Below are 10,674 nucleotides of genomic sequence, written 5' to 3'. Positions count from 1 at the left end.
CTTCCCGACTTGGCGTGAAGGGGCGCTCGATATTCGTACCCCCGAGAGCGTGCGCCCCAGGAGCCCCGCCCGCCCCCAAGGAAGGCGGGGCTCCCTTCTCGGGGCGGAGACTGTCACCGCGCCGACGGACAACGTGACGCGGAAAGAATCCTCACAAAGATATGCAGAGGGCTGTGCAGTTCAGCGTCCGGAAAGCGTGGTCTGTCCGGCCCGTCAGAGAGCGCTGGTAATCTCTTTGATACTGTCGCGCAGGATGTCGCCGGTCCGATCGATTAGCTCCGGCGTCATCACCAGGGTCGGCGAGAGGATGAGGACGTTGCCGAGCGGCCGGGCGATGAGGCCGCGCTTCTGCGCCGCTGCGGCCGCCTTCATGCCGATCGCGGCTTCGTCGGAGAACGACGCCTTGGTGCGCTTATCGCGGACGAACTCGATCCCCATCATGAAGTGGCTGCCGCGCACCTCGCCGACGATGTCGAGGTCGGTGAGCTCGCGCAGCAGCGTCTCGAACTGCCTGCCGGTCTGGCGCACCCGTTCGGGGATCTTCTCCGCCTCCATCAGGGCGATGTTGGCGAGGCCGGCGGCCGCGGCCGCCGGGTGGCCGGAGTAGGTCATGCCGTGCAGGAACTTCTCGCCGGGGCCGGAGATCACCTCGTAGATTTCGTCGGATATGATGGTCGCAGAGAGCGGCTGGTAGCCGGAGGTGAGACCCTTCGCGGTGGTGATGATGTCGGGCACCATGCCGAAGACGTCCTCGGAGGCGAAGAAGTGCCCGAGGCGGCCGAAAGCCGTCACCACCTCGTCGGCGACGTACTTGATGTCGTAGTCGTCGCAGATCTGCCGGGCACGCCGGTGATAGCCGGCGGGCGCGGTGATGACGCCCCCGGCGCCCATGATGGGCTCGGCGGCGAAGGCGCAGATGTTCTCGGCGCCGATGCGCTCGATGCTGTCGCGCATGTCATCCATCAGCGCGTCGAGGAACTCGGCCTCGGTCATGTCGCCGCCCTCGCGCCAGTAGTGGGGCGAGCGCAGGTGATGCACCAGGTCGTGCGCGCCGAACCAGCCCTTGGAATAGGCCGGCGTGGTCATCGCGATGGTCAGATGGGTCGAGCCGTGATAGGCGCCCACGCGGCTCAGCACCTTGCGCTTTTCCGGGCGTCCGAGGCGGATGTTGTAGTGCTGCAGCATGCGGATCGCGGTGTCGTTGGCGACCGAGCCGGAATTGGCGAAGTAGACCCGGTTCAGGTTGCCCGGCGCGAGGCTCGCCAGCTTCTCGGCCAGCATTGCCGCCGAGGGGTGGGTGAAGTTGTAGAAGGTGGAGTAGAAGTCGAGCGTTTCGAGCTGCCGGGTGATCGCGTCGATGATCTCGCGCCGCCCGTGGCCGACGTTCACGCACCACAGCCCCGCGATGCCGTCGATCAGCTCGCGCCCGTCGCTGTCGCGCACCATGGCGCCTTTGGCATGCGTGATCACCGTCCGCGCGCCGTTCTGCTTCAGCGCGTTGAGGTCGCAGAAGGACTGGATGAGGTGACTGTCGGCGGTCAGGATGGCGTCGGTCGTGAGGTTCATGGCTGGGGTGTCCTGTAGTCGTCGAGCTGCCGCGATAGCAGCGTTTGCGGAATCGCGGCGGTTACCGCGAGATCGGTGACCAGCAGCGTCTCGCCAGGCCCGGCGGCGGCCAGGATTTGTCCGTCCGGCCCGGCGACCACCGAGCGCCCGGCATAGGCGATGTCGCCCTCCCGGCCGCAGTAGTTGGCGTAGACGATGGTGAGTCCCATCTCGACGGCGCGCGCCGGGACCAGCAGCGCCGAGACGTGCTCGAAGCCCGCCGGGTTGGCGGTCGGCACGAGGATCAGCTCCACACCCTGTTCGGCCAGGGCGCGGCAGTGGGGGGCGAACTCGACGTCGTAGCAGATGAGGAGCGCGGCTTTCAGTCCCTCCAGGTCGAAGAGGCAATAGCCGCCGCCGGGCCGGAAGCTTGTGTTTTCCATCGGCCCAAACAGCTGGATCTTGCGGTAGTGGGCAATCTGCTCGCCGGCGGCGGAAAAACAACTCGCCGCGTTGTATACGCACTCGCCGTCACGCTCGGCCCAGCCGATGGCGAGGCCGCAGCCCGCCGCGCGGGTGAGCGCACAGAGGCGCTGCCCCCACGCGCCGCCCTGCGGCTGGGCGAGGGGGCCGTGCAGGTCCGGCCGGTTATAGCCGGGCAGGAAGAGTTCCGGGAAAACGATCATCCGGGCCCCGGCGGCCGCTGCCGCGGCCAGCCGGGACTGGATCACGCCGAAGGTCTCCTCCGTGGCCCCGCCGATGGCGGGGCCCTGATGGAGCGCGAGCTTCATGGCACGGGCCGCTATTTCTTCAGGTTGGTCCAGATGGCGTCGTAGAGCACCTGGACCTCTTGCGGGCAGGCCTGGACGAAGACGCCCTTCGGGCCGGCCGGCGGGTTGGACTCCGGCGAGTTGGCGACGTCAGGCTCGAGGAACGGCTCCACGCCCGTCACGCCGGCCGAGTACTTCGCATAGTTGGTCAGCGTCGCGGCGTTTTCCGGCTCCAGCATGAAGTTCAGGAAGGCCAGCGCGCTGTCGCGGTTGGGGGCGTCCTTCAGCAGGGCGAGGTTGTCCATCCACACGATGTAGCCTTCCTTGGGAAAGGCGTACTCGATGGGCGCGCCCTCGTCGCGCGCCTTGGAGGCGAAGCCCGACCAGATCATGCCGGCGGCGGCATCGCCGGAGACCAAGACGTCCTTGGCGACGTCGGACCCGAAGGAGGCCCAGCTTGCCTTGGCTTCCATCACCAGGGCATTGAGTTCCTTCAGCTGCTCGCGGTCCGCGGTGCACTGGGGAATGCCGAGGTGGAGCGATGCCAGGGTGAGGGTTTCGCCCGAGGTATCGAGCACGTTGATCTTGCCCTTCAGCTCGGCCGGCGGGTTGAAGATGATCGCCGTGCTGTCGATGGCACCCTTGTAGATGTCGCGGTTGACGGCGAAGGAGGTGCTGCCCCACTGGTAGGGGATCGAGCTCTTGCGGCCCGGATCGAAGGGCACGTCCATCCACTCCGCGGCGACGTTCTTCAGATTCGGCACTTCCTCCGCTGTGAAGGTGTCGAGCATGCCGGCATCGCCGAGGATCTCGACCATGTAGTCGCCGGGCACCGCGAGGTCGTAGCTGCCGAGCTTGCCGGCCTTGAGGGTGGCCAGCAGCGCCTCGTTGCTGTCGAAGGTGTCCATGGTGACCGTGATGCCGGTCTCCGCGGTGAACTTGTCCAGCAGTTCCTGCGGCATGTACTCGAACCAGTTATAGAGCATCAGCTGCCCTTCGGCCCGGGCGGCCGTGGAGGCGGCCGTGGCGGAGCAGAGCACCATGACTGAGGCGGCGATGAGTTTTTTCATAACGGTCTCCACTGTTTCCTTGGCTGGTTATTGTTGGGTCTTGCCGTTGCGCCCGATCAGCCACGAGAGCGCGACGAAGACGACGGAAATGGCGAGCATCAGGGTCGAGATGGCCATGATGTTCGGCTTGATGCCCTGCTTGACCGCACCGAAGATGGCGGTCGGCAGGGTCTCGACGCCGGCCCCCTTGACGAAGTTGGTGATCAGGAAGTCGTCGAGGGAAATGATGAAGGCCAGGAGGAAGCCGGACATGATGCCCGGCACCATTAGCGGCAGCAGCACCAGGCGGAAGCTTTCCCATGGCGTGGCGTAGAGGTCCATCGCCGCCTGCTCGTAGCTGTCCGGCAGCGTCGCAAGCCGCGCCGCGATCGGCAGGTAGGCGAAGGGAATGCAGAAGGTGATGTGCGCCAGCAGGATGGTGCCGATGCCGCCGGGAAAGCCGATCACCGTGAAGAAGATCAGGCTGGCGACGGCGGTGACCACCTCGGGGACCATCAGCGGCAGGTTGATGAGGGCGAAGCTCGCGGTCTTGCCGCGGAAGCGGCCGGCCCGGTGCATCGCCACGGCGGCCGAGGTCGCGATCAGCGTGGCGGCCAGTCCCGCGACCACCGCCACGACCAGGGAGTTGATCGTGGCCTGGCGGAACTTTGGCGCTTCCGGGCCGGAGAATACGTCGCGGTACCAGTCCAGCGAGAAGCCGCCCCACAGGGTGATCGAGGTGGAGGCGTTGAAGCTGTAGACCGCCACCACGGCCAGCGGCGCATAGAGCACGACGAGGCACAGCACCGTCATCGGGAAGAAGCCGGTGAAGCGGCGCAGGTCGGTGCGGGCCTTGGCCATCACTGCGACCGCCGTGTCTGGCCGCGGGCGTAGATCAGCAGCACGCCCATGACGATGGTCATGAGGATCATCGCGACCGCGGCGCCGAAGGGCCAGTTGCCGGCCGCGCCTTTGAACTGCTCCTCGATAAGCGAGCCGATCATGAAGGTCTTGGCGCCGCCCAGCAGGTCGGGTGCGAGGAAGGCACCCAGCGAAGGCACGAAGACGAGGATCGCTCCGGCGATGATGCCGGGGCGCACCGCGGGCAGGATGACGAGGCGCAGGGTGGTCCAGGTGCCGGCGTAGAGATCGGCTGCCGCCTCGGAGAGCGCGAAGTCGTAGCGTTCGACGGCGGCGTAGATCGGCAGCACCATGAAGGGCAGGTAGCTGTAGAAGAGACCGAGCAGCACGGCGAGGTTGGTGTTGACCAGTCCCAGCGGCTGGTCGATCACGCCGCTCCACAACAGCATCGCGTTCAGCGGCCCCTCGTCGCGGATCAGGAACTTCATGGAAACAGTGCGAATCAGCAGGTTCACCCAGTAGGGGATGGTGACTAGGAACAGCCAGACGGTGCGGTGCTGCGCCGGACGCGTGGCGATGAACCACGCGGTCGGGAAGCCGACGGCAAAGCACAGCAGGGTGGCGGTGCCGGCCTGCCAGATCGAGCGCCAGAAGATGCCGATGTAGGTCCACTCGATGCTCGGCGGCTCGTCACCGAAGAGACCGCGATCGAGGAAGAACTGGTCGTAGGCGGCCAGCGTCGGGCTCCAGATGACGCCGCCACGGAACTCCTTGGTCAGGAAGGAGTAGACGCCCATCAGCAGCACCGGCAGCAGCAGCAGGATGCCGATGACGATCCAGGTCGGCAGCATCAGGCGCACCGCGCTGCGGTGGTAGATGGCGGACGAGCCGCCGCCGCTGCCGGGCGCGGCCGCCATCAGTCAGCCAGCAGACGCGCCGCGTCCGCCTCCAGCTTCAGCCCGACCTGGGCGCCGGACTGCGGCAGCCGGTCGGCATCGCTGTTCTGCACCCGCACCACCATGGGCTCGCCGTCCGGCAGTCGGGTCAGCAGCTGGATGTCGGTGCCGAGATAAACCTGGTGCTCGACCTGCGCCCGGATCTCGCCACCATCGGGCGGGCAGAGCGAGACCCGTTCCGGGCGCAGCGAGATATGGCCGCTGCCCGGTGCGGCGCCCGGCGCGGCGGGACAGGCGAGGGCGTGGCCGCCGGGCAGGCGGATCCGGGCCTGGCCGTCGCAAACTTCCAGGACCTCGACCTCGATGAGGTTGGTCTCGCCGATGAAATCGGCTACGAAGCGGTTCACCGGCGCCTCGTAGATTTCGCGTGGCGTGCCGACCTGCTGTACTCGCCCGTCCGACATCACCGCGATGCGGTCGGACATGGTGAGCGCTTCTTCCTGGTCGTGGGTGACGAAGACGAAGGCGATGCCGGTCTCGCGTTGCAGCTGCTTCAACTCGCCGCGCACCGCCTGACGCAGCTTCAGGTCGAGGGCGGAGAGCGGCTCGTCCAGCAGCAGCACTTTGGGGCGCGGGGCGAGCGCGCGGGCAAGGGCGACGCGCTGCTGCTGGCCGCCGGAGAGCTGCGCTGGCTTGCGCTGCACGAAGTCGGAGAGCCGGACCAGGTCGAGCACCTGCCGCGCGCGCTGCTCGGACTCCTGGCGGCTCCAGCCCAGCCGTAAGGTGCCGAACATGGCGTTCTCCAGCACCGTCATGTGCGGAAAGAGCGCGTAGTGCTGGAACACCGTATTGACCGGCCTCTTATGGGGCGGCAGCGCGGCGATGTCCTCGCCGTGAAGGCGGATTGATCCCTCGCTGATCTCCTCGAAGCCGGCGATCGAGCGCAGCAGGGTGGTCTTGCCGCAGCCCGACGGGCCGAGCAGCGTGAAGAATTCGTCGGCCAGAATGTCGAGCGAGACGCCGTGCAGGGCGATGAAATCGCCGTAGCGCTTCACCACCCTGTCGATGGAAATCGCGACCCTGCTGCCCCCCATACGCGGCGCCCCTTGCCGAATACCACCCAAAATGCCAGTAATACCCTAATAGAGGGTCGTTTGGGGGGTATATACCCCTGGAGAGGTATGATGCGGCATCTGCCGAACCTGACCGAGGGCTACCTCGGCCGTGCCATCGCGCGCCTGCAGGACGACAGCTTCGAAGGCGCCCTCTACCAGTGGCTGGCGCGCTGCTTCGAGATCGACAACACGACGATGCTCGCTTATTTCCAGGACCGGGTGCCGCAGGCCCTTTTTACCCAGGCCGCGGAGCGCCGGGTGCATGCACGGCTCGAGACCGACTACATCGGCGGCGCCTACCTGCTGGATCCGTTTCATGCGCTGCATGTCGACCGCGCGCCGGCTGGCCTCTACCGGCTGCGCGACATCGCGCCCGACCAGTTCCAGCGCAACGAGTACTTCGCGGTCTATTACCAGGCGACGACCCTGGTCGACGAGATCGCCTACGTGGCCTATCCGGGCGAGGGCGTCTCGGTGCAGATCTGCCTCGGCCGCGACGCGACCTCCGGCCGCCGCTTCACCGCGCGCGACCTCGATTGCGCCGAGCGTATCGCGCCGATCGTCTGCGGACTGATCGAGCAGCGTTGGTCGAGCCTGAGCTCCAGCGGCGACTTCACCGAGACGGGTCTGACCCAGCGGCTGATCGAGCGGTTGCGCGGCGCGCACGGTATTGCCCTCAGCCCGCGCCAGGCCGAGATCGCCATGCTGATCCTGAAGGGGCATTCCTCGGTCTCGATCGGCCTCAGGCTGGGCATCAGCCCGCAGACCGTGAAGGTCTTCCGCAAGCAGCTCTACAAGAAGTGCGCCATCTCCTCCCAGGCCGAGCTCTTCTCCCTGCTGATGCCGCTGCTCGCCGAAGCGGTGGCGTGACGCTGCTGCAGAGCCCCCAGAGCTAAGCGGAATAGAGCAGCTGCTTCTAAAGGTGCGGTCGCTGGCAGAGGCCGGCGTGCCGGCAGCTCTGGCGCGAGAAACCTATTCTCCATTCACCTAATATTCATCTTCTCATTCGAAGGTTGTAAATGCAGTCCGTTTTGAACGGCAGCGTAACGCATTGAAAGCATTGGCGGGGGGAGCTCCATGCTACGAAACGCATTTATGGTTGTAGTTTTGTCGGGGATCGGACTGGTCACCTTCGCCCATGATGCCCACGCGTACTTGGACCCGGGCACCGCAAGTATCATCTTGCAGGGAATTATCGGTGGCATCGCCGCCGCCGCCGCAGCGGGCGCTATCTATTGGCAGCGCGTCAAATCATTCTTTTCCAGGACGCTCGGGCGTGGGGCGCAGCACAGCCTCGCGGCCGGGGATTCCGACGACAAGTAGGCGGCTGTGGCTGCCTTCGATCCCGGATCGTTTCGGGACCCTGCCGGTCGTGTTGTCCGGCAGGGCGATCGCATATTTCGCGTAATCACACCCGAGAAGGCGGAGGAGACCAAGGCGGTCCTTGACGCCCCGTTCTTCAGGCGGCGCGCGGGTGCTTCAATCGTCCAGACCTGGGTGCCGTCCGACCACGACCGGAAAAGCGTGACGTCGGCGATCCCTGGCGAGTTCCCCCTTGTCATCGAACACGAGCGGCTCGAGGTGATTTCATATCCCTTTGAGTGGCCGTTTTCGCTTCTGAAACGGGCGGCGGAACTTCATCTCGAGATCCATCTCGAAGCCCTGGAGGAAGGCTTCGATCTTTCCGATTCCAGTGCCTATAACGTGCAGTTCGTCGGCACGCGTCCTCTCTTCATCGATGTGCTGTCTTTCCGGCGCTACAAGGCAGGCTCTTACTGGTCGGGCTATAAGCAGTTCTGCGAGGAATTCCTTGCTCCCTTGCTGTTGACCGCGTACCGAGGCGTCCCCTTCAACGAATGGTACAGAGGCAACTTAAGTGGTCTCGACCTCGTATCACTCGCCAAGCTCCTTCCGGCACGTGCCCGATTCTCTCTTCAGGCACAGATGCATGTCTTCATGCACGCGCGACTGATGCGGCGGATCAAGTCGCACGACGGTGGTCTCGCTGCCAAACAGGGGCAGCTTCCCCTGGCATCGTTGAAGGGCATTCTCAGAGGCATGCTGAGCTATGTCCGGTCGCTCCGACCGAGAGGTTTGGAGACTACCTATTGGAAGGACTACGAGTTCAACAATTCCTATCTGCCAGAAGATGCCGAGCGCAAGCGGACGGCGGTAAGAGCCTTCGTTGAAAACGCAAAGCCCGCGCTTCTCGTCGACCTCGGCTGCAATAGCGGCGACTTCAGTGAACTGTCCATTGCGGCAGGCGCCAAATCGACCGTCGGGGTGGATTTCGACCAAGGCGCCTTGGAAGCGGCGGTGTCTCGAGCGGACGAACAGCGTTTGCCGATTTTGCCGATCTATCAGGACCTGACGAACCCCAGTTCCTCTCAGGGATGGGCCGCGAGCGAGCGCGGCGCTTTCGTCGAGCGGGTGCAGCCTGATGCGGTCATTGCGCTGGCTGTCTTTCACCACCTGGCCATCGGGAAGAACATTCCCTTCTCCGCGGCCATTAAATGGATGGTCGATCTGGCACCGAAGGGCCTGCTCGAATTTGTTCCCAAGAGCGATCCCATGGTGCAGGGGATGCTTGCCCATCGAGGCGATATGTTCCTGCACTACACGGAAGAGAAGTTTCGGCAGGAGCTTGCGCGCGTCGCCACGATTACTTCAGAAGCGCAAAGCTCCTCATCCGGGAGAAGGATCTTCACTTATGAGCGCTAATCGTCGGATCTGGATCGCGGGCGCTGCGGCCTTCTTTCTGGTGTTGCTTCCGTTCGCCAATTTCGCGAAAACGAACTACGGTGACGGCTCTTTCATCTCCATAAATTTCGCCTGGTTCGTTCTGCAGACAGTGCCACTGGTCTTTGCAGGTGTCGTCGCCCTAGTCGTTCTGCTTCACTTGAGTGCGTCCAGATACGCTTCTCACTCTCTCTCGCGCGCACTGATCACGGTCAGCGGCGCGTTCTTTCTACTTTTCTTCTATCACTATCCTTATCATCAGCTGCTTCCGGAGACTGTTGATGAGTGGATTCCTGTAAGCTTGTATTTCGTATTAATCGCGATTTTTGCCGCGCTTCTGTTCAGGCTGGCAAGGCACTCTGGTGCCCTGATAGCGATCCTCATTTTCGCCACGGCGAATTTTACGCTTGCACTGCCGTCGCTCTCGGGAACGGCAATCGAAGCCACGCAAACTGTGCTGTTCAGATACGCCAATTCCGGAAACCCGAGTGTGATCGCTGCTGAGTCTCGGCCAAACGTCTACTACTTTATTCTGGATGCATATGGCAGCAGCACCGCCATCCGGCAGAATTTCGGCTACGACAATTCGCCGTTTATCGAGGCGATGGAGGAACGCGGCTTCTATCACGCGGGAGAAGCTATTTCATCCTACAATCGGACCGTTTTCACTCTCGCGTCAATTTTTGCTCAAGACTATTTCATCGCCGATGAGATGACCCTCGCTGAATGGCGCCAGCGACGGCTGACTTATCCGGCGCTTCTGAATGCGCATGTTCCACCGAGCCTTGTTGCCGATGCCAGAAAGCAGGGATATGAGTTCTTTTTGGTAGGAAATTACTGGGCGCCATGTGCAGGTCCCTGGGTGTCGTGCTATGCGGAAGCGGAGGGCAGCGCGTACCTGGCTGACGTGTTTTGGAGTGCCACCCCAAGCTTGGTCATCTCCGCAGCGGCGAGATCTGGCGATGCGGATGAGGTGCCAGACGTCGATGCCATGGGTAAACTGCGCAAGCGGTTGGAGGAGTCAGGCGCGCCGCTGACGCCGACTTTCACATTTGTTCATCACTTGTCACCGCACGCGCCTTATTTGTTCCAGGCGGACTGCAGCTTGCGGGATGAGTACGAACTGGATCTGGATGGATGGCCAGAAAGCGCAAAGCCATATTTTCTTGATAATCTGTTGTGCGCGAATTTGAGCGCTGCGCGGATCGCCGACGAGATCATCGCTCTCGATCCCGACTCGATTATCGTCTTCCAGGGTGACCACGGCTCTTCGTTCACTGTCGACTGGGACAAGCCGTTCGACGAGTGGCCGCCGGCGTCGGTGCAGGAACGATCGTCCATATTGAACCTGGTAAGGCTGCCCGAAGCGTGCCAGTCGTGGCTTGCGCCAGATCTCGACAATGTGACCACGATCCAAGCGGTCATGGGGTGTGCTTCCGGCAGGGAACCCGTGAGGAATAACCCTCGCGGCTATCTGACCACATTCTCGCGAGAGAACCCCGACCATGGCCAGGTCAGGCGCATAGATCCGACCTCGTTTCGTGCCTTGCCGAAGGGCAGTGAAAATCGCCGGGCTATGGCGAAACCGTAGCCGCTTCTATCAGTCTCCTGGGTGGTCGAGGGGACCCGGTCCGCGCACCCCCAGGTCTTCTCTTTGCTCGCAGTGGTTGCTCAGCCGAAGATTCTTCGGTTTGGCGCC

At 63.7% G+C, this 10,674-nt stretch carries 10 protein-coding genes; 4 read left to right on the top strand and 6 right to left on the bottom strand.

The window, feature by feature from the left end:
• Window positions 1-213: 213 nt before the first annotated feature.
• The 6 genes from WDC82_RS23160 to WDC82_RS23135 are packed head-to-tail and all read right to left on the bottom strand — an operon-like array spanning window position 214 to window position 6,215.
• The gene (locus WDC82_RS23160; RefSeq protein WP_340119792.1) at window positions 214-1,566 is read right to left on the bottom strand and encodes an aminotransferase class III-fold pyridoxal phosphate-dependent enzyme; all 1,353 of its coding nucleotides are present in this window, start codon (window positions 1,564-1,566) and stop codon (window positions 214-216) included.
• Window positions 1,563-2,336 carry a carbon-nitrogen hydrolase family protein gene (locus WDC82_RS23155; RefSeq protein WP_340119791.1) on the bottom strand — a complete coding sequence of 258 codons (774 nt, stop codon included), beginning with the start codon at window positions 2,334-2,336 and terminating at the stop codon, window positions 1,563-1,565. The genes WDC82_RS23160 and WDC82_RS23155 overlap by 4 nt, the downstream gene beginning before the upstream one ends.
• Window positions 2,337-2,347: 11 nt before the next feature.
• The gene (locus tag WDC82_RS23150) at window positions 2,348-3,385 is read right to left on the bottom strand and encodes an extracellular solute-binding protein (RefSeq protein WP_340119790.1); all 1,038 of its coding nucleotides are present in this window, start codon (window positions 3,383-3,385) and stop codon (window positions 2,348-2,350) included.
• A 27-nt stretch (window positions 3,386-3,412) separates the two neighbouring features.
• Complete coding sequence (locus tag WDC82_RS23145) at window positions 3,413-4,225, bottom strand: ABC transporter permease (protein ID WP_340119789.1); 813 nt, start codon at window positions 4,223-4,225, stop codon at window positions 3,413-3,415.
• Window positions 4,225-5,142, bottom strand: a complete 918-nt coding sequence (locus WDC82_RS23140; protein ID WP_340119788.1) for an ABC transporter permease — start codon at window positions 5,140-5,142, stop codon at window positions 4,225-4,227. Before WDC82_RS23140 ends, WDC82_RS23145 begins: the two co-directional genes overlap by 1 nt.
• Window positions 5,142-6,215 (bottom strand): ABC transporter ATP-binding protein, encoded by a 1,074-nt coding sequence (locus WDC82_RS23135; protein ID WP_340119787.1) that lies wholly within the window; start codon window positions 6,213-6,215, stop codon window positions 5,142-5,144. The genes WDC82_RS23140 and WDC82_RS23135 overlap by 1 nt, the downstream gene beginning before the upstream one ends.
• A gap of 90 nt (window positions 6,216-6,305) precedes the next feature.
• On the opposite strand from WDC82_RS23135, the gene WDC82_RS23130 reads away from it, so the two are divergent.
• The 4 genes from WDC82_RS23130 (at window position 6,306) to WDC82_RS23115 (ending at window position 10,566) form a co-directional block, all read left to right on the top strand.
• Window positions 6,306-7,106 (top strand): helix-turn-helix transcriptional regulator, encoded by an 801-nt coding sequence (locus WDC82_RS23130; RefSeq protein ID WP_340119786.1) that lies wholly within the window; start codon window positions 6,306-6,308, stop codon window positions 7,104-7,106.
• A 225-nt stretch (window positions 7,107-7,331) separates the two neighbouring features.
• Entirely contained in the window at window positions 7,332-7,559 is a 228-nt protein-coding gene (locus WDC82_RS23125; protein WP_340119785.1) for a hypothetical protein, read from the top strand.
• Window positions 7,560-7,565: 6 nt separating this feature from the next.
• Window positions 7,566-8,957, top strand: coding sequence for a class I SAM-dependent methyltransferase (locus WDC82_RS23120; RefSeq protein WP_340119784.1), 1,392 nt, complete (start codon window positions 7,566-7,568; stop codon window positions 8,955-8,957).
• Entirely contained in the window at window positions 8,947-10,566 is a 1,620-nt protein-coding gene (locus WDC82_RS23115; protein WP_340119783.1) for a hypothetical protein, read from the top strand. The genes WDC82_RS23120 and WDC82_RS23115 overlap by 11 nt, the downstream gene beginning before the upstream one ends.
• Window positions 10,567-10,674: the final 108 nt, after the last annotated feature.

The sequence above is a fragment of the Pelagibius sp. 7325 genome (assembly GCF_037652055.1).
Taxonomy (GTDB): domain Bacteria; phylum Pseudomonadota; class Alphaproteobacteria; order Kiloniellales; family Kiloniellaceae; genus Pelagibius.
Note: the sequence above shows the minus strand (reverse complement) of the source record. Positions and strands in the feature narration are given on the sequence as shown.

What these genes read in the sequence shown, in the direction of transcription:
- WDC82_RS23140 (WP_340119788.1), bottom strand. Translation starts at nt 5,142, where the DNA reads ATGGCGGCCGCGCCCGGCAGCGGCGGCGGCTCGTCCGCCATCTACCAC.
- WDC82_RS23150 (WP_340119790.1), bottom strand. Translation starts at nt 3,385, where the DNA reads ATGAAAAAACTCATCGCCGCCTCAGTCATGGTGCTCTGCTCCGCCACG.
- WDC82_RS23130 (WP_340119786.1), top strand. Translation starts at nt 6,306, where the DNA reads ATGCGGCATCTGCCGAACCTGACCGAGGGCTACCTCGGCCGTGCCATC.
- WDC82_RS23125 (WP_340119785.1), top strand. Translation starts at nt 7,332, where the DNA reads ATGGTTGTAGTTTTGTCGGGGATCGGACTGGTCACCTTCGCCCATGAT.
- WDC82_RS23115 (WP_340119783.1), top strand. Translation starts at nt 8,947, where the DNA reads ATGAGCGCTAATCGTCGGATCTGGATCGCGGGCGCTGCGGCCTTCTTT.
- WDC82_RS23145 (WP_340119789.1), bottom strand. Translation starts at nt 4,225, where the DNA reads ATGGCCAAGGCCCGCACCGACCTGCGCCGCTTCACCGGCTTCTTCCCG.
- WDC82_RS23160 (WP_340119792.1), bottom strand. Translation starts at nt 1,566, where the DNA reads ATGAACCTCACGACCGACGCCATCCTGACCGCCGACAGTCACCTCATC.
- WDC82_RS23135 (WP_340119787.1), bottom strand. Translation starts at nt 6,215, where the DNA reads ATGGGGGGCAGCAGGGTCGCGATTTCCATCGACAGGGTGGTGAAGCGC.
- WDC82_RS23155 (WP_340119791.1), bottom strand. Translation starts at nt 2,336, where the DNA reads ATGAAGCTCGCGCTCCATCAGGGCCCCGCCATCGGCGGGGCCACGGAG.